Annotated in this window: 16 protein-coding genes and 3 tRNA genes; 9 read left to right on the forward strand and 10 right to left on the reverse strand. The window is 30.1% G+C overall.

Translation table 11 applies throughout. The features are described 5' to 3' along the window. The first annotated feature begins 24 nt into the window (after nucleotides 1-24). Nucleotides 25-393, forward strand: coding sequence for a hypothetical protein (locus CR532_RS03230; protein WP_108729373.1), 369 nt, complete (start codon nucleotides 25-27; stop codon nucleotides 391-393). A 48-nt stretch (nucleotides 394-441) separates the two neighbouring features. Here the strand turns inward: CR532_RS03230 and cdd are convergent, their stop codons facing one another. Continuing rightward, nucleotides 442-870, reverse strand: a complete 429-nt coding sequence (gene cdd / locus CR532_RS03235; RefSeq protein WP_375537739.1) for a cytidine deaminase — start codon at nucleotides 868-870, stop codon at nucleotides 442-444. Nucleotides 871-1,014: 144 nt separating this feature from the next. On the opposite strand from cdd, the gene CR532_RS03240 reads away from it, so the two are divergent. After that, nucleotides 1,015-1,974 carry a DHH family phosphoesterase gene (locus tag CR532_RS03240; protein WP_108729375.1) on the forward strand — a complete coding sequence of 320 codons (960 nt, stop codon included), beginning with the start codon at nucleotides 1,015-1,017 and terminating at the stop codon, nucleotides 1,972-1,974. Here the strand turns inward: CR532_RS03240 and CR532_RS03245 are convergent. Further along, complete coding sequence (locus tag CR532_RS03245; protein WP_234416436.1) at nucleotides 1,964-3,505, reverse strand: glycoside hydrolase family 3 N-terminal domain-containing protein; 1,542 nt, start codon at nucleotides 3,503-3,505, stop codon at nucleotides 1,964-1,966. The two genes, CR532_RS03240 and CR532_RS03245, sit on opposite strands and share 11 nt — an antisense overlap. 345 nt (nucleotides 3,506-3,850) lie before the next feature. Here CR532_RS03245 and CR532_RS03250 point away from each other — a divergent pair. Next, a tRNA-Met gene (locus tag CR532_RS03250) sits at nucleotides 3,851-3,924 on the forward strand. Nucleotides 3,925-3,939: 15 nt separating this feature from the next. Further along, nucleotides 3,940-4,485, forward strand: a complete 546-nt coding sequence (locus CR532_RS03255) for a DJ-1 family glyoxalase III (protein WP_108729377.1) — start codon at nucleotides 3,940-3,942, stop codon at nucleotides 4,483-4,485. Nucleotides 4,486-4,594: 109 nt separating this feature from the next. Here CR532_RS03255 and CR532_RS03260 read toward each other — a convergent pair whose 3' ends face one another. Next, nucleotides 4,595-5,842 carry an acetate kinase gene (locus tag CR532_RS03260; RefSeq protein WP_108729378.1) on the reverse strand — a complete coding sequence of 416 codons (1,248 nt, stop codon included), beginning with the start codon at nucleotides 5,840-5,842 and terminating at the stop codon, nucleotides 4,595-4,597. Nucleotides 5,843-5,852: 10 nt separating this feature from the next. Beyond that, a complete protein-coding gene (gene mfd / locus CR532_RS03265) occupies nucleotides 5,853-9,221 on the reverse strand; it encodes a transcription-repair coupling factor (RefSeq protein ID WP_108729379.1) in 3,369 nt (1,122 codons plus the stop codon). Between the two features lie 96 nt (nucleotides 9,222-9,317). Between mfd and CR532_RS03270 the strand changes: the two genes are divergently transcribed. The 3 genes from CR532_RS03270 (at nucleotide 9,318) to CR532_RS03280 (ending at nucleotide 12,440) form a co-directional block, all read left to right on the forward strand. Next, nucleotides 9,318-10,280: a hypothetical protein gene (locus CR532_RS03270; RefSeq protein WP_108729380.1), complete on the forward strand. Its 963-nt coding sequence runs from the start codon at nucleotides 9,318-9,320 to the stop codon at nucleotides 10,278-10,280. Beyond that, entirely contained in the window at nucleotides 10,237-12,300 is a 2,064-nt protein-coding gene (locus CR532_RS03275; RefSeq protein WP_108729381.1) for a LysM peptidoglycan-binding domain-containing protein, read from the forward strand. Before CR532_RS03270 ends, CR532_RS03275 begins: the two co-directional genes overlap by 44 nt. A gap of 68 nt (nucleotides 12,301-12,368) precedes the next feature. Next, nucleotides 12,369-12,440 (forward strand) — tRNA-Asn (locus CR532_RS03280). A gap of 9 nt (nucleotides 12,441-12,449) precedes the next feature. Here CR532_RS03280 and rnmV read toward each other — a convergent pair. Together rnmV and CR532_RS03290 are read right to left on the reverse strand one after the other, a co-directional pair. Then, nucleotides 12,450-12,977 (reverse strand): ribonuclease M5, encoded by a 528-nt coding sequence (rnmV, locus tag CR532_RS03285; protein WP_311196363.1) that lies wholly within the window; start codon nucleotides 12,975-12,977, stop codon nucleotides 12,450-12,452. 3 nt (nucleotides 12,978-12,980) lie between these two features. Beyond that, on the reverse strand, nucleotides 12,981-14,252 hold the full coding sequence (locus CR532_RS03290) for a M18 family aminopeptidase (RefSeq protein ID WP_199911324.1): 1,272 nt from the start codon (nucleotides 14,250-14,252) through the stop codon (nucleotides 12,981-12,983). A 111-nt stretch (nucleotides 14,253-14,363) separates the two neighbouring features. On the opposite strand from CR532_RS03290, the gene CR532_RS03295 reads away from it, so the two are divergent. Then, entirely contained in the window at nucleotides 14,364-15,089 is a 726-nt protein-coding gene (locus tag CR532_RS03295) for a hypothetical protein (RefSeq protein ID WP_108729383.1), read from the forward strand. Between the two features lie 41 nt (nucleotides 15,090-15,130). On the opposite strand, the gene CR532_RS03300 is transcribed toward CR532_RS03295, so the two are convergent. Beyond that, a complete protein-coding gene (locus CR532_RS03300; RefSeq protein WP_108729384.1) occupies nucleotides 15,131-16,978 on the reverse strand; it encodes a fructose-specific PTS transporter subunit EIIC in 1,848 nt (615 codons plus the stop codon). Nucleotides 16,979-17,068: 90 nt separating this feature from the next. Between CR532_RS03300 and pfkB the strand changes: the two genes are divergently transcribed. After that, nucleotides 17,069-17,986 carry a 1-phosphofructokinase gene (gene pfkB, locus CR532_RS03305; protein ID WP_108729385.1) on the forward strand — a complete coding sequence of 306 codons (918 nt, stop codon included), beginning with the start codon at nucleotides 17,069-17,071 and terminating at the stop codon, nucleotides 17,984-17,986. 201 nt (nucleotides 17,987-18,187) lie between these two features. Here the strand turns inward: pfkB and CR532_RS03310 are convergent. From CR532_RS03310 to recB, 3 genes are all read right to left on the reverse strand, one after another. Then, a tRNA-Asp gene (locus CR532_RS03310) sits at nucleotides 18,188-18,261 on the reverse strand. A 47-nt stretch (nucleotides 18,262-18,308) separates the two neighbouring features. Beyond that, nucleotides 18,309-20,144 (reverse strand): exodeoxyribonuclease V subunit alpha, encoded by a 1,836-nt coding sequence (gene recD, locus CR532_RS03315; RefSeq protein WP_108729386.1) that lies wholly within the window; start codon nucleotides 20,142-20,144, stop codon nucleotides 18,309-18,311. Between the two features lie 9 nt (nucleotides 20,145-20,153). Next, nucleotides 20,154-23,591 carry an exodeoxyribonuclease V subunit beta gene (recB, locus tag CR532_RS03320; protein ID WP_108729387.1) on the reverse strand — a complete coding sequence of 1,146 codons (3,438 nt, stop codon included), beginning with the start codon at nucleotides 23,589-23,591 and terminating at the stop codon, nucleotides 20,154-20,156. Nucleotides 23,592-23,593: the final 2 nt, after the last annotated feature.

The raw sequence follows: 23,593 nt of genomic DNA on the forward strand, positions 1-23,593 counted from the left end.
AAAATTGTAAATTAAGAGGAATTTATGTTACAATCGCATGTTTTTGTTAAAAAATGTAAAAAACACATTTCTCAAGATGAAAGTTTAATGAATACTCTTAAGAAAATTGAAAGTGTGTTTTATGATGTTCTAAAGATTTTTAATAAAAAGTCTTTAGAATATGTATTCAATTATTATTATGAGAATTTTGATTTTGATGAGGGAATATATGTTTTTGTTGATAGATTTGTTCCAATTATTAACTTTTTATCATTAGAGAGTCTTGATTATGGATTTAGTCTTGATGAGAAAAAGCTTATATTGGAAGTTTTTGACTCTTCTGCACAAACTTTTGAGTCCAATAAATTAAGTGAACTTGGCAGCGCCATTGTTTCTCTTGGTATCCTAGATTAGTGTTCCATTCGGGTTTTTACACAGAGTTTAAGTGCTTCTTATCTTGCTTTAAATTACCCTTGAAAGTTCTGCTTTATCAAATGGAATTTTAAGTAAATCTTTGAGTGTGTAAGTTTTTGATATTGTTTTAGTAGTATTAAACTTGCTAGGATCTGTTATTAATATTTTAGTGTCTTCTTCAAAAAATTCTGACATTACCTGAAGACATATTGCACATGGAATAGTTTCTGGAATTGTTGTAAGCAATATAAAATCTATTTTTTGTATACCAACGGACGATATCATGCTTAGTATAGCACTTCGCTCTGCACAGCAAGTTGCTCCAAAGCTTGCGTTTTCAACATTTGTGCCTTGAAAAAATAAGTTATTTTTAGTTTTAAGACAGGCTCCCACTTTAAATTTTGAGTATGGCGAATATGAATTATTTCTTGCCTCCTCAGCCATTTGGAATGCTTGTTTAATTGAATTTTGATCCATATCCTTCAAATAGGACTCCTTAGCTTGTGGTATTATCAAGTATATCATCGTACTTATGATTTTTGTAAAAATATTGTAGAATACTTAATGATAAAATGTAATTGTTGATGTTGATCTATATGAAGGGTTTATAAATATTTGTTTATGATAGTTCCTATTGAATTTATTAGAAAATACGATAATTTTATTATTATTGGGCATAAGGATCCTGATTTTGATTGTATTGGCTCATCTTTAGCTTTAGCATCTTTTTTGTCTAGAATAGGTAAAAAATCCATTATGCTAAATGAGGGTCCTTTTGTTCGCAAGGAACTAATACCTTTCAAAGATAAATTTTTATCTGTATGGCCTGATATTGATTTTTCAGATTATGCTGTTATTATTTTGGATTGTTCTATATTGGATAGAATTGGAGATGAATTTGTTTTTTATGTAAAAGATATGCCTACTCTTGTTATTGATCATCATGCATCAGGTGATAAGTTAGATGTTCCTGGGTATATTGATCCTTTAGCCCCCTCAACTACTTTTTTAATTGAGAAGTTAGTTAGAGAGTTTGGGTATGAGGTTACTAAAGCAGAAGCATGGTATATTTTGGTGGGGTTTTGCACAGATACAGGATTTTTTAGATTTATTTCAAGAAGTGATCCTGAGCCTTTTGAAATGGTAGCTAGACTTGTTGCTAAGGGGTTGAGCCTTAAGGACATTTATAGTTATATTGAAGCTGTTAAGAGTCTAGATGCAATAGAGATGCTTGGTTTGATGTTAAACAATCTTAAATCTTTTTATAATGGAAAAGTATTGCTTACGGCCTTACCTTACGATCCTAAGAGGGATAATAATATTAGTGGGGTTAATGAACTTTTTTATGCACTTCTTAATAATGTTGAGTATAATGAGGTACTCATTATACTCAAGGAAACAGAAGATGGATCTATTTTGGCGGGTCTTCGCTCTAGAGAATATTTTGATGTAGGTGAACTTGCGCAACGTTTTGGAGGGGGAGGCCATAAGCATGCTAGTGGATTTAAAATCAAAATGGGTTCTTTGAAGCTTTTAGAGAATCAAATAATCTCATACATAAAGGATGACCTTAAGGCTTAAAATTTAAGGGGATTGTTCCTTTTGGATCAAAATCGCCTGAGAGAGTTAAGAAGCCAGATTTAAATGATAGTATTGTTGTTCCATATACAATTACTATGTTTTGTATCCAGTCTAATTTTTTAATGTGTTGTGGTGTAAGTGATACAATTATACTTATTTTATCTTTATATTCTTTTAAATTTTCTATGTATTTTAAACTACCAGGTGTTGAAAGATTGAAAATAACTTGTTCATGCTCTTCGATTAATTTTTTTATCTCCTGAAGTTTTTTAGGGCTAATGCTGTTTAAAGGATAATAGTCATAGTAATAACCGGAGCTATTTTTAAATATTTTTCTTCCTTCTGAAATCATTTTATAATAGGTCGATATTAAAAGTGTTTTTTTATGCTTTGAAACTTTTTTTGAGAGCTTAATTTTTGTTATTCCCCTTAGTGTGCTTTGGTCGAAGAATCTTTCAGCTTCCTTGATAGGTATTTCTTGAGCCTTTTGATAATTCGGATAAACTTCTACTTTATTTTGGCTCTCCTTTAAGTATTCTAGCTTGATTCTGAGTATTCTCTTATTAGATTTAATAATATTTTCTCTTATCTCATTATCTGTCTGCATGAGAGCTAATAGTTTATTGTAAGCAGTATTTTGTATATTTTCGTCCGATGATATTAGTAAAATATCGGTTTCAGTTCTAATAATTCTCTCAATTGTATTATAGATGCTTTCATTTTTATATCTAACAGCGTTCATTAATAAATCATCTGTTATTATTAAATTATTATATTTCAGTTTTCCCCTAAGTATTTCCTTTATAATTTTAATTGACGATGATGCAGGTATTTTATCTCCATTTGTAAGAGTTGGATATGCTAAATGACCGCTCATAATTATTGGAATGTTTTCTTGTATTAATGTTTTGTATGGTAAGAATTCGTTTTCGAGTATTTCTTTTAAGTTTGAGTTTATTATTGGCATACTTGTATGAGAGTCAACAACAGTATTCCCATGTCCTGGAAAGTGTTTTGCTGTTGAAATTACACCTGCTTGTTTTTGACCCTTGTAAAATGCTAAAGCAAAAAGAGAAACTATTTGTGGATTATTGGAATATGTTCTTGGGCCTATTGTAAAATTGTCTTCATGGCTGTAGATGTCTGTTAAAGGGGCAAAATTGAGATTGATTCCAAGTCGATTAAGTTCATCTGCTATGTAATATCCTGTAAGGTAAGAGTTGTTAGGCGAGAGGGTAGCGGTGATTCCAAGATTGCCTATTGTCTGGGACGTTTTGAGCTTTACATGTTGTGTCCATCCACCTTCTTGATCTGTTGCAATAAATAAGGGAATTTTAAATCGATTGTCTTGGGATACTGTTTGTGCTTGTTTTATGCTTTCTATTAAGCTTTGTAAATTTTTGGCATTCCATCCAAAAATTTTTATTCCGCCTAAGTTTTTCTCTTTAATAAAATCCAGAGCAAATTTTGTTATTTGTTCTCCTGGATAACTGATCATAAACATTTGCCCCAATAGTTCTTTGTCATTCATTTGACTTACTATTTTGTCTATTAATTTTTCTTTGTCTTCTGTAAGCCAAAAGTCATAAGAAAAACAATTGCTGCTTATAAAAAAGATGACAATACAAACAATTATTTTCATTTAAACCATACTAATATTCTATTTTATATTCTTGATTCATAAGCATATCATATTGTACTAAACTCCATAAATTTGGATTTATGGTTTTAAATTTTTCCTTTTTAAATGCAAATTTTCCTATGTTTACTAATAATAGTCTTTTTGATAGCATTGTTCTGTATATAATTAATATCAATCTTTTTTATAAATATATTGACAAAATATTTCTGAATTTATACACTGTAAAGGCCACAAGCTGATGTAGCTCAGTCGGTTAGAGCACTCGGCTCATATCCGAGTTGTCGTGGGTTCAAGTCCCTCCATCAGCATCAAGGAGTTTTATTATGAGAGTAGCTGTTATACTTGCAAATGGTTTTGAAGAGATTGAAGCTGTAGTTCCTATTGATATTTTAAGGCGAGGTGGCGTTAGTCTTAGGGTTATTAGTTTAAATGATGATAGAGTTGTTGCAGGGGCTAGGGGAGTGACTTTTTGGGCTGATGAAAAGATATCGGATTGTAGTGCAGGTGATTTTGATTTAATCATACTGCCTGGGGGTATGCCTGGTGCTACTAATCTTTTTGCATCAAAGGATTTGGATCAAATATTAAGAGACATGGTTTTGAAAGGCAAGTTGGTTGCAGCTATTTGTGCCTCACCAGCAGTTGTACTATCTGCAAAGGGACTTTTGGGTGTAAATAGATTTACATGTTATCCGGGATTTGAAAATAGCATTACTGATGGCGAATATGTGGATGAGAGTGTTGTTATTAGTAATAATTTCATTACTGCTAAGGGAATTGGTACAGTTTTTGAATTTGCTTTTGCTTTACTTAGAATTGTTAAGGGTGAGAGAGTACTTGAGGATGTTAAGAGACAGGTCTTACTTTGATGTTAGAGTTGTAATTTTTAAGTGTAGATTAGCTTGTGCAAGGGATATGTTTGCTTTTTAAAATTACTTTAGAATTGTACATTGTTTATTTTTGTTGCATTCTTTGTTTTTATATTTCTTTGGGTTTGGTTTTTTCTTGAATATGTGGATTTTCTGAAATTAAGCTGTAAGTATCTTCAAGAATGGTTAACTCTTCATTGGTTGGGATTATGAGTATTTTTGTCTTACTTTTTGAACTTGAAATGTCTGATTCTGCGTTTTTTGTTCTTGCTAGGTTGTTTTTTGTAAGATCTATCTCTATCCCGATTTTCTCAAAACCTCTTAGTGCCAGTTCTCTTATTCCATAGTCGGTAACACCAATACCAGCTGTGAAAACTATTGCGTCGATATTAAAGTCAAGAACAGCAAGATAAGAGCCAATATATTTTTTTATTCTGTAAGCCATTATTTCAGTTGCAAGCTTGGAATTATACTCATTGTTTTCTACGCCTTCCCAAATATCCCTTAGATCATTTGATCTAAGGGATACACCAAGCATACCACTTTCCTTGTTAAGAATTTCTTCGATTTTTTTTGATGTCTTATTTAGTAGCCTACTCATTAAAGGAATAATTGAAGGATCTATGTCGCCACTTCTTGTTCCCATGACAAGTCCTTCAAGTGGTGTAAGACCCATACTTGTATCGTAAGATATGCCGCCTTTGACAGCATTGATACTTGCACCATTGCCCAGGTGTAATATTATTAAATTTAGATCTTTTGTGTTTTTTCGAAGTATTGTTGCAACTCTTTTTGTTATATATGAATAAGATAATCCATGGAAGCCGTATTTTCTAATATTATAATCTTTATACCAAGAGTATGGTATAGCGTATAAGAATGCACTTGCACTTATGGTTTGATGCCATGATGTGTCAAAGCATAAAACCTGTTTTGCATTTGGAAATATTTTAAGCGTTGCTTTTATTACTTTTATTGCAATTGGATTGTGAAGAGGAGCAAGCTCAGATATCTTTTGTAATTCGTTTAAGATATTTTCATTAAGTATTACTGAATTTTTTAAATTTGGGCCCCCATGTACAATTCTGTGCCCTATTGCTTGGATTTCGCTGATATTGCTTAGAATTTTTAATTCCTTGTTTGTTAGCATAGTAACCAATTGTTTTAATGCTTGCCTGTGTGATTTAATGCCCAAGACTACTCTTTCTAATATTCCATTTTTGGTTTGAATTTTAGTTATTGATTCTTTTGCCTTTATTTTTTCAATTATCCCCGATGCCAATATTTGTGTGTCTTTATATTTGTAGAGTGTGAATTTTAGTGACGAACTTCCTGTATTGAGCGTTAATATTTTCATAGTTGTTATATTATTTTAATAATAAATTGAGATTTTTGTATATACAATGAATTTTATCTGATTCTTGAATATTTGTTAGGTTTAGGAAAATAGAATTTTTATATTTTGGGTTTATTTTGAGCATAGTAGGATTAGCGTTTATGATGCTCATTATTTTTTTGGTAGGGATGCTTTCGATGTCTACATATTCAATTTCTAGCAACCCATTTCTTTCTTTAAGGCTGGCAATATTGAGTCTTTTTGCAAGTATTTTTAATTCTGATAGTATAAGTAAAATGTTTAATTCTTGTGGAATTGGTCCAAATCGATCATGAATTTCAGATCTTATTTTTTTATTTTCTTCCTCGCTTTGAATGCCTGAGATTTTTTTGTAGATTAATATTTTATCTTGTTCACTATCTACATAGCTATCAGGGATAAATCCATTGTAGTTAATTTCAATAATGGTTTCATTTTCTTTAGAACTCTTTCCCATTCGCTTTTCAATTGCTTTGTTTAGCATTGTTAAGTAGTAATCTAGACCAATAGATTCAATCTCACCGTGTTGTTCTTTGCCAAGTAGATTTCCAACACCTCTTATTTCCATGTCTTTCATTGCAATTTTGAATCCTGCTCCAAGTTCTGAAAATTCAGAGATTGCTCTTAATCTTTCAATGGCGTTTTCGTTTAAGCTCGAATTTTCTTTATATAAAAGATACGCAAAGGCTTTCTGAGAGCTTCTTCCAACTCTTCCCTTTAGTTGATATAATTGCGAGAGACCAAATCTGTTAGCATTGTTAATTATTATTGTATTTGCATTTTCAATATCTATTCCATTCTCAATTATTGTTGTTGCTAGGAGTATCTGGTATGATTTATTTATAAAGTCGTGCATAATATTTTCAATTTGATCCCCTGTAAGCTTGGCATGAATAGTTGCAATTCTTGCATAGGGAACTATTTTCTCTAATATTACTTTTATTGAATCTAATTCTTTGATATTGTGATGCACAAAAAAAACTTGCCCATCTCGGGAAAGTTCATTCTCAATTGCATGCTTAATTAATAGTTCACTGAATTCTTCTACGTAAGTTTCTATTCTAATCCTGTTTTTTGGCGGGATTCTTAAAACGGAAATGTCTCTTAATTTAATGAGTGACATATGAAGAGATCTTGGAATTGGTGTTGCCGATAGGGAAAGACAGTCAACAGAAGCTTTTATTTCTTTTAGTTTCTCTTTTTCTTTCACACCGAATTTTTGCTCTTCATCAATTATAATGAGTCCTAAATTTTTATATATTAGTTTACTGGACAGTAGTTTGTGTGTTCCAATTATTATGTCGAGTTCTCCTATGGCTAAGTTTTTAATAATTTCTCTTTCTTTTGCCGTTTTTGTAAATCTACTCATAATTACAATTTTGATTGGAAAATTTTTGAATCTTCGCTTAAGTGTATTAAAGTGTTGTTCTGTAAGAATTGTTGTTGGAGAAAGTATTGCTACTTGCTTACCCCCCATTACAGCTTTAAATGCGGCTCTCATTGCTACCTCAGTTTTTCCAAATCCAACGTCACCGCATAAAAGTCTATCCATTACTTTGTAGCTCATCATGTCTGATTTTATTTCTGAGATTGCAGTTAATTGGTCTGGAGTTTCATCGTATGGAAATTCTGATTCAAATAATAATTGCCATTCATTGTCTTTGGGATATTTGTATCCTTGAATGTTTTCTCTCTCTGAGTAAAGTGCAACTAGTTTATCGGCAATTGCATCAATTCTTTTTTTTGTATAAGTTTTTTTCTTATCCCAGGTTTTTGAACTGATTTTATCTAATGAAATGTTTTGATCAACACTTCCAATATATTTTTGAATAAGGTGTGTTTGTTCAATTGGAATAAATAATTTTTCATCATCTGCATATTCAATTTCAATATAGTCTTTCTCAAGAAGACTTGTTTTAATTCTTTTTATCTTCCTGAATATTCCAATTCCGTGATTTATGTGAACAACGTAGCTATTTTTTTCAACTTCTACAAATGAATCAATAATTTTTGTTTTTGATGATTCAAAATTTTTATTCATTTTTTGTTGTCTATTGAATATATCTGATTCAAGAATAATAGCTATTTTTTCTTTAGCTTTTATAAGAGAGCTAGAAATTTTTAGAACTTCAATTATGATTTTTGGTAGATCTTTGAATATATATTTTAATTTTTCTTTTTGTGATTCAGATTCTGCTGCAATGATTACTCTAAATCCGTTATTTAACCAGTTTGTTAGTTCTTCCTTAGCAAGTGCAATATTCGACAAAAAACTACGCTTGCTCTCAATTTTGAATTCTATTAGCTCTTCTGTTTGGATGCTTTCAGGTTTGGAGAAAAGAATATTATTTTTTAATTTAAAGTCTTTTGGATTGATAAAAATTTCTTTTGGTGCAATTGTTCTTTTGCCCGATTCTATTGCTTGACTGTAAAGCGTTTCATACTCTTTGTGAACTTTTTTGATTTCTTCTTTAAAATTTAAAATTTCAAAATTTATAATAGGAGTATCTATATTTATTTCTTGGCTTAAGTAGGTGTCTCCTATCAATGGATAGAATATCTCTTCTGCTCTTGAATCATGTTTTGTTTGAATGTCCTCAAATAATTTGCTGTATTCATTTGTTTTTATTTGCTGTTTTAATTTGTTCATGGTTGCAATATCCCAAACAACTTCCTTTTTAGGTATGATTTCAAATTTGGAAAGTTCATTACCTTCTGTTAATTGAGTTAAGGGATTAAAGGGTTTAATTCCTTCTAGTTTATTAAACTGTAGTGAGATTCTTATTGGCTTTTTCTTATCAAATGAATATATATCTATTACTTCTCCCTTTAATGTAAATTCTCCAGGTAGCGTAACTCTTGTTGCTTGTTCATATCCTAGTCTTTTAAGCTGTCTTTCAAGCGTTTCTATATGTATTGTTTGCCCTATCTTAATTTTATAAATGTTTTTAAGTAGATTTTCCTTGCTAGGAATTTTGCTAAGTAGGGATTTTAGGGAAACAAGATAAATTCCAGGATTATTTTCATAAAAATTGATTAGAAATTTTACTCGCTCGCTAAAGATTTTAGTTTTTGAACTAATCCCTTTATATACAAGAGGACTGAAATAGTTAAGTTCGTATATTTGAGCTGTAATTTGAATTAAATCATGTTTAATTTCATCTAAGATATTTTCATTTTGAACTATTAGAATCACTTTATTACTGCTACTATATTCTTTTATTTTGTTGATTAAAAAAGCCTTAAAAAATCCTTCATATCCTACTAATGTAAAGGGTAAATTTTTTTCAATGAGTTGCTGCATTTTGTTTAAATTATGATTATCTCTGAGTTGGGAAGTTAATTCTTTATATATATTCATTTTTAACCTTTTTGTTTCTGTAGTTTAGTATAATATTATATATTATAGTTATTATCGGTTTCTTTATATATAATATAATTGGATTTTGAGGAGATTATGAAGTTTAGAAAGTTATTTGTTTTTGCGTCTCTTGCGTTTGTTCCTTTTATTCTTTTTCCTAGGGATTATAAGGGTCTTGATTTTAAGATAAAATTTTTCAATCAATCAATCTATCGTGTTAATAGTAATGTTTCTATTGAAGTTTCTCTTAGTAATTTATCTGATGATTTAATAACTCTTGAGATGGGAGATATTAATACTTTCGGGTTTGATTTCGATGTTGCAGATACTACTAACTTGAGAGTTAAGAGACCTATCGAGTATGTTAAGGATAGATCAAAGAATGTTGCAATTCCTGTTAGAAATCTTAGTTTAAGACCTAATGAGAGATTTTCTGTAGTTATGAGTTTAAATCAGTTTGTACAATTTAATAAGGATGGAGTTTATTTTGTCAAAGGTGTGTTTTTTCCAGATATTTCAGATCCGCATAAACGTATAGAATCTAATGTTATTACATTGTTTTTAAAACCTAAGATGGATGATGCTTCTGAGAAAGTTGATTTTGCTAATTTAGCTTCAAATCACGAGATTCAGGATGTTTTAAAGCGAGAAAATTTATCTCCTGATAAAATTGTTGAGTATTTATTTGGAGCTTTGCGTCTTGGGGAGAAAGAGAAATTTTTCTTATATATTGATCTTGAAAGTCTTATTTTAAATGATCAAAATAAATCATATCTTTATAAGCATGAACTTAAGACGGGTTCTAGTAATATGCTTGAAGAGTATAAGGAATATTTATGGAGCGGTAGTAATTCTGACATTTCGAAGGCACCCAACAAATTTTCTATTGTTGAGACAACTTATACAGACTCTACAGGAAAAGTTGTCTCAGACTTGTATTTTGATGATGGTCATTTCTATATAACCAAACGCTATACTTTTTTCTTTAAGAAGTATGATTCTTATTGGATAATTTATGATTATACCGTTCAGAATACTGGGATTAAGGAGAAATATTAATTCCTTTATTGTGGAAATCAAAGGAATTAGCATTTTTTTATGGATAATAAGTTCTGCAAGTTTATATGCTAATTTTAAACATGAAGTGGTTAAGGGCGATACCTTATATTCGATTTCGCTTAAGTATAGAGTTCCAATAAAAGAACTTAAAAGGGTAAATAATCTTAGTTCTGAGAATATTAAATTAGGACATGTATTAATTATTCCAAGTTCTTTCGATATGAACAAAAATGTTGCCGAGAAGAAGAAAAGTAAGAAACATAGTGTAAGGCGTAATGTTAACTTAAAAACTCATGTTGTTAAATCTGACGATACGATTGACGATATATCAAAAAGATATAAAATTAATAAAAAGGAATTAATGGCTTGGAATAATTTAGATTCTAGAAACCTTCAAGTTGGTTCTAAGTTAATTTTAGATGAACCGGACTTTTTAAAGCCATATATAGTCAAAAAGGGTGATTCTCTTTCAGAACTTGCTGTGTATTTTGATATTAGTATTAAGGATATTATAAGATTAAATTCTTTGGAGGATCAAAATTTAATAATTGGGCAAAAGTTATATATAAAAAAAGCTTCAGGTGATATTAATTTTCATTATGTAAAGCGAGGAGATACACTTGGTAAGATTTCATATATTTATGGTGTTACCGCAAAGCATCTTGTTCGTCTTAATGGTGAACGAGCAATAAATTTGAAGGCAGATTCGATTTTAGATGTTTCGAAAATTGTTGAAGAAAATTTGGGAAGTTTTAAAATTTCAAAATCAAAGATCGATAAACGAAGCAATGATAAATTTATATCTCATAGGGTATCTGTTGGTGAAACATTATACAGTATTGCGCGTAAATATGGAGTTTTGCTTGAAGAGCTTAAAAGTTGGAATAATTTAAGTGGAAATAATATCTTTCACAATCAAGAACTTAAAATTTATGATAAACGTGTCGATTCAAATGTTGCGAGCACAGATCTAAAGGAGCCTTTAAAACCTAATAGTTCTAAGAGTAAAGTTAGAGCTATTGCAAATATTCATTCTGCTAAGAGCAAGAAGTTAGATTTAGATTTTTCCAGTGTTGTAAGAAAGAGAGATACTTTTGATATTAGTGCTTTAGTTGTTCTGGATCCTAAAATACCGATATTTGAAGTTAATGGAGATTTTTATTATTGGTATAAACCTAAAAAAATAAGTCAGCCCAGTGAGTTCTATTCAGAAGATTGGCACTCACCTTTAAATTCTTATAAAAAAGCTAGTCAGCTTTTTAAAAGTTTTGAAAATCTTGTAAAATCTAGATCAGTTAAGAATAATAAGCTTAAAAATAAGTTAATAATTATTGATCCTGGACATGGAGGACTTGACCCTGGTGCTATTGTTAAATCTAGGGATGGACTTGGTAATGAAATTTTTGTCGTTGAAGATGAATATGTTTATGATATTGCCTTAAGGCTTTATGTATATCTTAAAGAATATGGAGCTAATATTGAGATGACTATTTTAGCCCCTGATCATTTAATTAGAGACAGTGTATCTGCTAATAATACATTTGTTAATGTTAAGAATGAAGTTTATAATGATTATGATTTAAATAAAAATGATACAGTTGACTCTTGGATAAGCGGTACTCAAGAAGGCTTGAGAAAAAGATTATCTGTTGTTAGAAAATTTATAAATAAGTATAAAAATATTAAAGATAAAGATATACTCTATATTAGCTTGCATGCCGATAATAGTATTGGCGCACCTCGAAGTATGGGATTTTATTATCAATATGACGAAAAGAGTTCTGATTCACATTCTAAGGCTATTATTGAAAAGGTGACAAAAGGTTTAAAGAGAAGCTTCTACATTAAGGGACAAAATCTTTATGTGCTAAAAAATAATGCTGTTAAGACTAAATTTTTAGTTGAAGTTAGAAATTTGGCATTTGATGAGGAGGCTTGGGCAATTAGGTCTTCTAAGCTTAGAGATCAGGATTCGAGAATTCTTGCTGATGTTATTTTGAAAATATTATCACAGGATTGATAAGTTTTGATGATTTAAGAATGCTTGACAAAAAATTTTCAATTTAGGATAATGTTTTAAGTGTTCATTCCCCTATAGCTCAGTGGTAGAGCGGGTGGCTGTTAACCACTAGGTCGGAGGTTCAAGTCCTTCTGGGGGAGTTTTTATTTTTATTGAATTATTTCCTCTATTTCTTTTCGTTTTATTTCAAAGTAGTTAATTCTTTCAAGTAGTTTCTTAGTGTTTCCGCTTCCTAGGTTGAAGTGTTTTTGCACTTTTGATCTTCTTTCTTTAGATTGACTTCCTGTAATGCCAAGTTCTATTAAATCATTTAAACTTAAATGTTCTTTGTATGTTTCATGCGAAAAAGTGCCTATCTTTTTTAGGATTTTTCTTATCTCAAGTTTAGAAGATGCTTCAACCTCTCTATTCTTACTTTGAAGGTGAGCATGTTTGATTTTATCTTTGTTTAAATACCCCACTCTTTTAAGTATTTGTCTTCTAATTAATTCGCCGGCTTTGTCGCTATCAGTGAAAATAATTATTCCATTTTTTACTATTGCTCTCTTTAACATATTAATAGTTTCTGCTTTAAGATAAATTCCACCAGTTTCAACTATAATACACTTAAATAATTCTTTTATTCTCTTAGCATCATCTTTGCCCTCAACGACAATTATTTCTTTTAATTGTTCCAGGGTTTAACTCCAATTTTCGAAGAATGATCTAAGTAGTTTTATTGCTTCTATATGATCTGATATTGCAACAGTTTCTCGCAAAGAGTGCATTGCCCACATTGGAGTTCCAATGTCTATAGTTTCGATACCTGTTTGTGCGTTTGAAATTGGGCCAATTGTGGTTCCGGAACTAGCATTTGCTTTCATTAGTATTTCTTGAATTTTAATATTATTTTTTATGGCTAATGCCTTGAGTTTTGCCCATCCATTTGCTGTTGTTGCATATTTAAAATTAGCATTGCTTTTAATAGTTACGCCTTTTCCTAGACTTGTTTGATAACTTGGGTCATGCTTACAGATGTATCCTGGATGAATACCATGTGCACCATCCATTGAAATGTTGAATGATTTATTCAACTTTATTAGATGTTCTTCTCTTCCCAAGTTTAAAGCATAGTCAATTCTTTCTAATATTTCTGTCAATAGCCCCGAATCAGCACCTCTTGAAGTTAAAGATCCGATTTCTTCATTGTCGAAAAATACAGCTATTTTATTGTTATTGTTATTTGTATGAATAAATGCATTCATGATAGCATGGCATCCAGATTTGTTATCGAGGTTTTTTGATGCTAAAAATTCACCATCGCTGCCTATAATTTTAGAAGGTTCAGATGCTGTGAATATTAAATCACATGATAGAAAATCTTTTGCTAGTATTTGCAATTTTTCTAGTATTGTATCTTTAATGCTTTTTTGAAAACTTGTAATAATTACAATATTCTCATGAGTATCATATGTAAAACCTTCATTGATCTTTCGATTTAAGTGAATTGCAGCATTGGGTATGATTCCAATATTCTCAACTGTTATGAGTTCTGAACGAATGATTCCATTTTTATTAAAATATACAACCCCTGCTAAGTTTAAGTCTCTGTCAGTCCAAGTTGAAATTATTGGACCTCCATAAACTTCAATGTGATTAGAGAATACATTACCCTTTTGCTTGTTAGATTCTATTTTAAGTTTTAACCCAGGACTATCAGAGTGTGCGGCTGCTATTAAGAAGGGCTCATGTATTTTATCAGTATTGATATTAAATGAGATAAGACTTGTGCCTTCTTTTTTGACATAGTAATACCCTGTTTTTAATTTCCATTGCTCATTAAGTTTTAATTCCTTTGCATTAAGATAATGCACCAATTTTTGCTCGATGTAGTTTACTAAGTGGTATGGAGTTAAGCTGTAATCTAATAAATTTTGGAAATATGATATATCTAAGGTGGTGTCGTCCATTATTATTTTGCTCCTATAATTTTGATGATTTTGTTGTTTTTACCTAATATTTTATTATAATAATTGACATATGTATATATTGTTAGACTGTGTATATATTACTAAGGAGATTAGATGAAGAGATTTGATAAATTGTTACTCATGTCTTTACTCTTTATTGGTTGTACTGCAAGTTCAGAAATTCATTTAAAAGATGATATGAGTGGGACAATTTCAATAGTAGTAAATGTTAATAGGGAATTTGAAAACATAAAAAAAGAACTTATAACAACTCTTGGAGGAGCAGAATTAGCAGGAATGCCTCTTTTTCCGGTTGATGAAATAAAGAAATTTTTTGATGGTTCAGGGAGAGAATGGGGTCTGGAACTTTTAGAAATTAATAGAAAAGGTGATTCTCTTAAATTAGTTGTTAAGTTTGGTAATTTGCTCGAGCTTTTAAAAGATTATCAGATTAGAGAGGAAGTGCCCATATTTAGGGTAGGAAAAAAGAATGGCAAGAATATTATTAATATGGATATTAATTTGAAAAATGTTACAAGAGTTGTTGATATTAATAAGGAGTATGTAAATGATTCTCTTGCAGCACTCCTTCCTTCAGAAGAAGTTCCAATGTCTGAGAAGGAGTATAAGGATGTTTTAGTTTACTTTTTATCAGACTTTACTACAAAGGCAAGTGAGCTTATTGATAACTCTAGTATTAAAGTTAGAATTAAAACTTCAAGGAAAATTCAAGAACAGATTGGGTTAAAGCAGATTGACTTAAATACTGTAGAATTTAAATTAAGTATGATTAGGGGCTTAAGTCTGGAGAATCCAATAGAAATGAGATTGGTTTATTGAATATATCATTTATATAAATAATATATTAAAAGAGATAGAAACTAATTCCTATCTCTTTTAATGAGGCCTAATAATATTGCTGTTATTGTGCTACCTACTAAGATGGATATTATCCACATTAAGGGGTTAGTTACTATAGGAAGAATAAAGATTCCGCCATGTGGAGCCATAAGTTTTACTTTAAAGAATGCAGATAAAAATCCTCCGATGGATGAGCCTAACATGCAGACGGGTATTACCTTTAAAGGATCTGCTGCTGCTAGGGGAATTACTCCTTCTGTTATGAAACATGCACCTAGAACGTAACAAACTTTTCCAGTTTCTTTCTCTTCTTTTGAGAACTTGTTTTTGAAAATGCTAGTTGCAAGTGCAACACCAAGTGGAGGGATCATTCCTCCGACCATTACGCTTGCATGAGGAATATAATTTTCTGCAGTTATCATTGCAATTCCAAATGCGTAGGCCGCTTTGTTTATAGGGCCACCCATGTCTATTGCCATCATTCCGCCAAGCAGTGCACCCAGTAGCGCCATATTTGTTCCGCTAAGCGAGTTTAGCATACTTGTTATTGAGATATTAATAAATGCGATTGGTGCTAGTAAGAAATATATTAAAAAGCCTGATATTATTACCGAGAAAAAAGGGTAGATTAAAACAGGGTTTATGCCACTTAGTTTTTGTGGTACTATTTTGGCACTTATTGACTTTATACCTAAAGTTACATATCCTGCAATAAATCCTGCTAGAATTCCACCTAAGAAGCCTGCATTTCCTTTACTCATCATTAATCCTGTAATCATTCCAGGTGCAAGTCCAGGACGTTCAGCTATGCTAAATGAGATATATCCAGCAAGTATGGGAATCATTAAGAAAAAGGCATTACTACCGCCGATTTGCATTAAAATATCTGCTATCTTATTATAGCTTGAGTCATTTGGGTCAAAAGCTTTAATTCCAAACATGAATGATATTGCAATTACTATTCCTCCTGAGACCACAAATGGAAGCATAAATGATACACCATTCATTAAATGTTTATATACATTACCTGTTTTTGTGATTTTTTCACTCTCGTTTTGTATTGTTTTGCTTTTGTAAATTTGTGCTTTGCTATCCAGAATGTTTTGTATTAGTTCTTTTGCTTTATGTATGCCGTCTTTAACACCAACCTCAATTAGTGGTTTACCATTAAACCTTTCTTTTTGCACAGCTTTACCAGATGCTATAATGACACCCTTTGCTCTTTTTATTTCATCTTCGTTGATTACATTATCAATACCACTAGAACCATTGGTTTCTACTTTTATCTCTATATTTAGTTCCGCTGCTGCACGTCTTAGACTATCGGCTGCCATGTATGTGTGAGCAATCCCTACAGGACAGGCTGTTACTGCTAAAATAAAATCTTTAGAGTTAGATTCATTGATTGTTTGCTCTGTATTGCTATTTAGTAGGACTTCTAAAAATTTATCTGTGTTGTTTGTAGTCATAATTTCTTGCCTTAGAGCATCATTATTAAATATGTTATTAAGATAGGATATTACTTTAATATGAGCATTGCCTGTGATTTTTTCAGGAACGGCCATCATAAAAAACAATTTTGAGAGTTTATCATCAGAAGCACTAAAATCAAATCCTTCGCCTTTAACTCGGAGTATGGCTATTCCATGTTTGTTAACGAAATTGCCCTTTGCATGTGGCATTGCGATGTGTTCTTCAAGACCTGTTCCGTTTAGTTCTTCTCGGTTTTTAATTTCTTTGATAAAAGTCTCTCTATCGTTCAGATATCCGTGTTCATTAAGCATGTCGGTCATTTTTTCAATGACATCATTTTTATTTTTAGCCTCATAATTCAATGATATTAAGTTTTTGGAAAACAAATTTTTCATAAGCAACTCCTTAATGTATTATACTATAATACATATAGTTAGAAACTATATGATTATTTAGTCATTTAATATATTTACAAGGAGGCTAGCTTGATATATACGTTGACTCTTAATCCTGCTATTGATTATAAAATAGTTGTGGATGGGTTTCAGAAAGGATGCCTAAATCATGCTCTTTCGAGTAACTTTTTAGCTGGTGGTAAGGGAATAAATGTAAGTAGTGTACTTAAGAATTTTGAAACAGAAAGTATTGCTTGTGGGTTTTTGGGCGGATTTACTGGTGATTATATAAAGTGTTCTCTTGATTTAAGAGGAATAAAGAATGACTTTATTAAAATAGCTGAGCATACTAGAATAAATATTAAAATGATGTCAGATGGAGAAGAGACAGAGATTAATGGGAATTCACCTGCAATTCTTGAGAGCGATTTCAAATATTTGATTAAAATATTTAAGAATATAGATAAAGATATATTGATAATGTCTGGAAGTATTCCAACCTCGCTTGGGGCTAATGCATATAATGAGATCGCTAAGAATCTTTCTAGTAATGCCCAGTTAATTATTGATACTAGTGGAATTGCCCTGCAGAAAGCTGTAGAGCTTAAACCTTTTTTAATAAAGCCAAATATTCATGAACTTGAGGAACTCTTAGGTATCAAGTTAAGCTCTAGGCAGGATGTAGTTAAGGGTGGATATAGCCTTATAGAGAGGGGTGTTCAAAATATTATAGTGTCAATGGGAGGTGATGGGGCTGTTTTTATAAGTGATAAAGAAACTTATATAGCAAGTGTTCCAAAAATTAATTCGATTAGTACTATTGGAGCGGGAGATTCTGTTGTTGCTGGATTTGTACATGCTTATCAAAATGGGAATTCTTTTTATGATTCTTTTAAATTTGGAATTGCATCAGGAACTGCAACAGCTCTTAAGGGGCAACTTTGCAGTGTTGATGATGTTAAAGAGATTCTTGATAAAATTAATATACAGCAGCTTGCTTTGGAATAGTTTAAATATTTTTTTGTATTTAATGATGTTAATTATATTAAATTTTTAAATACTTGTATTTTTTGAGTTATTTTTTTAATTTGCTTTGGTTAGTTATTGCTTGATAAGGAATTATTATTCATATGGATGTATATCTGTATTTATGAAGAAGGGAAAAGTATAAAGAGATACCTTAAATGAGTAGTGTAAAGCTCTTAGTATCGGGAGCGACGGGTCTCGAACCCGCGACCTCCTGCGTGACAGGCAGGCGTTCTAACCATCTGAACTACACCCCCAAATGCAATACCTTAAGATTATATTTCTTTTCTTTTTGTTTGTCAATTTATTTTAATGCATTTATATATTCTGAAATTTTTGAATCTCTCTTTATTGTTTTTAGACTAATATTTTTAATTGTTTCTTCGTTTGATATTATTTCTACGCTTTCCTTAGCTCTTGTTATTGCAGTATAGAGTAATTCTTTTGTTAAGAATGGGTGGTCTTCTATTATTATTTGTACATATTTGTACTCAGATCCTTGGCTTTTATGTATTGTTGTGGCAAAGCTAAGTTCATATTTTTTCAGTAAATTAAAATTTATCTTTTTATATATCTCATTCTCTCTTTTAATTAAGGCGTAAATTTTGGAATTTTCTTTAAATAAAACACCTCTTTCTCCATTAAATAGGTCATTTTTATAGTCATTTTGAGTAATCAGAATTATTTGGCCAATTAGATTGCCATAAATTTTTTTTAAATGCATTTTTATTATTTCATTTATTCTTTTTGTCCCAAATTTTCCAATATTTCTTGAACATAAAATAGTTTTGTTAAGCAAAACATTAAGTATTGATTCAATTTCTTCATTTCTTAGCGATTTAAGGTCAAAATTTAAGATATTATTGTATAAGTTTTTTGTATAATTTAATAATTCATTTTCAATATTTATGTTGTTTATTTCCTGTAAAAGTATACTTTTGCTATTCCTAATTTGGAGAGAGATTAAATCTTTATCTTCTTTGTATATCGCTTCTGCTAATAAAGCTATCTCATCGTTGCTTCTGAAATTTTTTTTAAGTATTTCTACATTGTCATTATTTATATCTTTTATTTTTATAAGACTTGAATATACACTACCTCCACCTATTGATGGGAGCTGATTTTTGTCGCCTGCTATTATAAGTTTTGTGCTTGCTTTAATTGCCTTTAGTAATTTTAAGAACATGCTTGCATCTACCATAGAAGCTTCATCAATAATTATTATGTCAAATTCTAGAGGGTTTGCTTCATCGTATTTATTGCCTTTATTGATGAATGAAATTTTTAGTAATTTTTGTACTGTGCTATATTCTGTTTCAAGGTTTGTAAATGATTCTTTTAGACTTGATTTAAGTTTTTGACTTGCTTTTCCAGTTGGTGCTACAAGAGCTACTTTTTGCTTGACATTTAAATTAATTAAATTCATATCAATTGCCTTTAAAATATAATTGATGGTTGTTGTTTTGCCTGTTCCAGGACCACCGCTGAGTATAAGCAAGTTGTTTCTTAGAGACTTTTTTATTGAGCTTATTTGCGCTTCGCTTAAGTCGTCAACATTTAAATTAGTCATGATATTTTCTATTGTCTGCTCGCTGATTTTAATTTTGTTATGTATTAGTCTCTTGTATATTTTTTTAATTAATTCTTCTTCTTCTCTAAAGGTTTTTTGAGTGTAAATATGAATATCATTTTCTAATATCAAAGGAGTTGTGATTTTTTCATTCATGTTGAAATCGCTTATTATATTGTTTGCTTTTAAGTGAAGAATAATTTCATTAATTTTTATTGCTTTGCTCAATTCTGTAAGTTCTTCTAGTATTTTTATTGCTCTTTTATAGAATTTGTCATCAGCTTCAAGTTCAAATAAAGCACATTCGATTGTTTGCTGAATATCTTTTGATAGTAAGGTAATATTGGCTCTTAAGTGTCCTTTAGAGAGATAATTAAATAGAAATATTAAGAAAATAGTAAGCTCTTCTGATTTTTCATGCACTAGTTTTTCTGTAAGCAAGTGTGATTTATAGTAATTTTCTATGTTAATATTTAATATTTCAATTATTTCATAAATTTTGATCTCTGGATTTAAATAATTTCTCTTGTCATTCTTTAAAAATTCTCTTAAGACTAGATAGTTTCTCATATTTTCCTATTAAGTTTTCAGTTGTAAATAGATTTGCTCTAAATCTAATTCTTGAAAATTTGGTAAACTTGAGTAGATACCATTTTGAGTGCCAAGTTGATCTTCAGGGTTTTCTTGAAACGCTCTTGTAAAGATATAGATTATTCCGCCAAAATTTTTATTATACGTCTCTATGTTTCTAAAGAGTATTTTTTTTATTCCTAGCGCGTAAATTTTATATTGCAAGTCATACTGTTCTTGCGTCATTATCTTCTTTAAGTTTTCTAGGTTGTAATCGCTAGGGTTTTGTCCGAGATAATTTGTTTTATAGTCTAGAATGTATACTTTATTATTAATCTTAAATATAAGATCAATAATTCCTTTTATGTATCCATTATTTAAGTTTAAATCTAGTTCCTTGTAGCTCTTAATTGGATTATTTTGTATATTAGCCTTGATGTCTATTTTCATTAAAAATTCCATCTCTTTTTGCAATTCTTGAATGTCACATAGCCTTGCATTAATAAATTTAATTCTTGTGCTTAATATGTTGTAAATCATCTGTGTGAGTGATTCTTGTATCTCGGCTGTGTTTAGGTTTGAATTAAAATATTTGATTTTTTTCTGTATAAGATTGATATTCATTTTTTGAAAGTTATTGAAGGTGTCTTTTGCATCGCTAAAATTTATCTCTTCCATTACTGCATGTAAAATATTACCAATGTCTTTGCCTTTTGGAAGAGTTTCCTTAGTGCGAGTGGTATCATTAGCATAGTTCTCAGCATCTTCTATCTTTCTGCTTGTATGATAAATAGACTTATACAGTGATGCAAGACTTGTATAGCTGTGTGTATATTCTTTCCTAAATAGGGTTTTGTCTATTGCTGTTGGAGGGAGTAATTTTGTATCTTGATGATAATTTATGTCTAATTTATTGAATTGATGAGTTTGCAGTAGAGTGTATATATTGAAGTCTTGATTTATTCCATCAATTGTTTTTATATCTGCTAACTCTAGCAATTTGTTTACTGTTGAGCCTTTATTGACAATAAAGAGAGCAAATCTAGGCCTTGTTGTCCCTACATAAAAAATGTTTTTCTCCTCATTTAAGGCTTTATGTGTGGCAAATTTTTGATTCTCTTTTAATTTTAAAAAATCATATTCTATTTTGTCTTTTAAGCAAAACTTATAGAATGTTTCAGAATTTTTTAAGAGGGTAGTATTCTTTTGAAGGTCGCCTACTAAGAATACGATATTAAAACTTAAGCCTTTTGCTTTATGAATGGTCAGTATTTCTATGGATTGACTATCTGTGAAAGTTGTATTGTCTTCATCTTCTTCAATGTCTTGATTGATTATTAGTTCTTCTAGAGCAGATATTAATGATTCTATATTTCTCTCTTCATAGTAAATTTTGGAAATAAAGTCTAGGCTTGCCTCGTAATTCTTAAGTTCTTCCAAGTTTCCTTCATTTATTAATGTTTCTTTGTAACTTTTTTTTGCGTTTGCAAATTTGGTAAGAGTTGGGCTTTTAAAAGTTCTTGCCAAATTTATCCATAAATCTTTATTTGATATGATTGTTTCTATTGCTTTTATCAATGTTATTTCTTTATTTTCAAGTGAATATATTATGTCACTAATGAGTTCTTCTATGTAATGCATTGCATCTCTTTCAAGGAAATCTAGGTATAATTCCCATGGCAGATTTATTATTTTGCTAGTGAGGACATAATTTAGAGTTTGAAAACCCTGTTTCTTGTCTAGACATTTTATTAGATAAAGTATTTCACTAAATTCTTTTGTCTTAAAGAGTACATCTTCAATTTTATTCGTTTGTATATCTTGATTTTTAAGTATTTTGCATATTAGGTCTATTTCCTTGCCTGTTCTGCAAAGTATTTTGATGTCTGATTCTTTAATTCTTCGCAGTTGATTATTGTCATAAATTTTTCCGTTTGTTAACAAATATTTTATTGTTAGTGCTGTCTTTTGTAGAGTATTCTCATTCTCTCCAGTCTCTATTATGTTTATTCCTTCTATTTCTTGCTCATTGATGAAAATGTTATTATTATCATTTTTGGGATTTGTGCTTGATTTAATAAATTCGATTTGCTCAATTGTTGATGTTTCTGTTTTATTGTAGAGATTATCAAATATAATATTTAAAGGTTCAACTAACTTTTTATTTGCTCTATAATTTGTTGCTGAAGTTATTTTTGCATCATCTGTTATTTTATGTTTTATTCCTTGGTTGTAAAATGAGACATCAGCATTTCTGAATGCATAAATTATTTGTTTAGGATCAGCTATAAATACTAGTTTTATGCCACAAGAGTTAAGCATTTCAAATATTTCTATTTGTATTAGGTTTAAATCTTGTGCTTCATCTATTAATATTATTTTATATCTGTTTTTTATTGAATTTAATAGTTTTCTGTCGGGAGATTTTAGATGGGTTTTAAAGTTTAGTATTATATGTCTTTGATCTATAATGCTTGTTGCATTTATAGTGTTTGTAAGTTCTTTTTCTATGTATTTGAGTATTTTATATTCGACTTTTAACCTAATGTATCTCTTCAGGGTGTCTTTATCTTCTGTGTCTGTATTTGTTGCATGACTAAGATTTCTTAAAGCAGTTTTTATTTTAAGTTCCTTGTCTGAGAGAGTAGTATTTTTCTTAAGATTGGATTCCATAATTTTAGAGAAGAATTTGTTGTTTGTGAGCACGTCTGCTATTTTTACTATGTCTTGTTCATTACTATATTTTATTTCTGAGATTGAAATTCCTTTTCTATGTTTGTCTAGGAAAGTTCTCCTCTCTTCCATAGTCATACAGTTTAGTTCTTCTATTATTAAGGTATATTCATGTACTAATCTGTCTTTATTTGTAAGTATGTTTTGAAACATTGTTTGCTTTTCTATCCAACTTCCTAGTTCTTTCGTTTTGTCTCTTTTATAACCTTGTTTTATATTTTCAATCATGTCTTTTGTATATTTAAAGTTGGATTTAAATATTTCAAATTCATCGCTATTTATGGATAATTCTTTGCATAGTGTATCTGATTTTCGTAAAAATTCATAAATTATTTCGTCTATTTCTGATGTAAAGTGTTTTACCTTGTACTTAGAAAAATTTTCTGTTTCAATTTGAAAATTGTTTAAAGAGTGTAGTGCAAATTTATGTATGGTTGAGATAAAAATTTTACTTGATTGCTCATAAATTTCTTTTAGAAGTTTGTTTGTCTTAGAATTCTGATATGCGGTCTCAATTGTCTTTAATATTCTGATATGCATCTCTTCTGTTGCTTTTTTTGTAAATGTAAGCACTAAAATCTCGCTTGGAGAATATATTTTACTTGCAAGTAAGCTTGTAATGGCATGCTCAAGTGTGTAGGTCTTTCCAGTTCCTGCTGAGGCTTCAATTAATATTTTATCAAAGTGGTTTATTTTATCTATTAGCTCACTCATAA

This window comes from Candidatus Borreliella tachyglossi (assembly GCF_003076595.1).
GTDB classification, from domain to species: domain Bacteria; phylum Spirochaetota; class Spirochaetia; order Borreliales; family Borreliaceae; genus Borrelia; species Borrelia tachyglossi.

Bases quoted from the DNA above. Each gene is read 5' to 3' on its own strand.
- CR532_RS03230 (WP_108729373.1), top strand. From the start codon at position 25: ATGTTACAATCGCATGTTTTTGTTAAAAAATGTAAAAAACACATTTCT.
- cdd (WP_375537739.1), bottom strand. From the start codon at position 870: ATGGATCAAAATTCAATTAAACAAGCATTCCAAATGGCTGAGGAGGCA.
- CR532_RS03240 (WP_108729375.1), top strand. From the start codon at position 1,015: ATGATAGTTCCTATTGAATTTATTAGAAAATACGATAATTTTATTATT.
- CR532_RS03245 (WP_234416436.1), bottom strand. From the start codon at position 3,505: ATGAATGACAAAGAACTATTGGGGCAAATGTTTATGATCAGTTATCCA.
- CR532_RS03255 (WP_108729377.1), top strand. From the start codon at position 3,940: ATGAGAGTAGCTGTTATACTTGCAAATGGTTTTGAAGAGATTGAAGCT.
- CR532_RS03260 (WP_108729378.1), bottom strand. From the start codon at position 5,842: ATGAAAATATTAACGCTCAATACAGGAAGTTCGTCACTAAAATTCACA.
- mfd (WP_108729379.1), bottom strand. From the start codon at position 9,221: ATGAATATATATAAAGAATTAACTTCCCAACTCAGAGATAATCATAAT.
- CR532_RS03270 (WP_108729380.1), top strand. From the start codon at position 9,318: ATGAAGTTTAGAAAGTTATTTGTTTTTGCGTCTCTTGCGTTTGTTCCT.
- CR532_RS03275 (WP_108729381.1), top strand. From the start codon at position 10,237: ATGATTATACCGTTCAGAATACTGGGATTAAGGAGAAATATTAATTCC.
- CR532_RS03295 (WP_108729383.1), top strand. From the start codon at position 14,364: ATGAAGAGATTTGATAAATTGTTACTCATGTCTTTACTCTTTATTGGT.
- CR532_RS03300 (WP_108729384.1), bottom strand. From the start codon at position 16,978: ATGAAAAATTTGTTTTCCAAAAACTTAATATCATTGAATTATGAGGCT.
- recD (WP_108729386.1), bottom strand. From the start codon at position 20,144: ATGAGAAACTATCTAGTCTTAAGAGAATTTTTAAAGAATGACAAGAGA.
- recB (WP_108729387.1), bottom strand. From the start codon at position 23,591: ATGAGTGAGCTAATAGATAAAATAAACCACTTTGATAAAATATTAATT.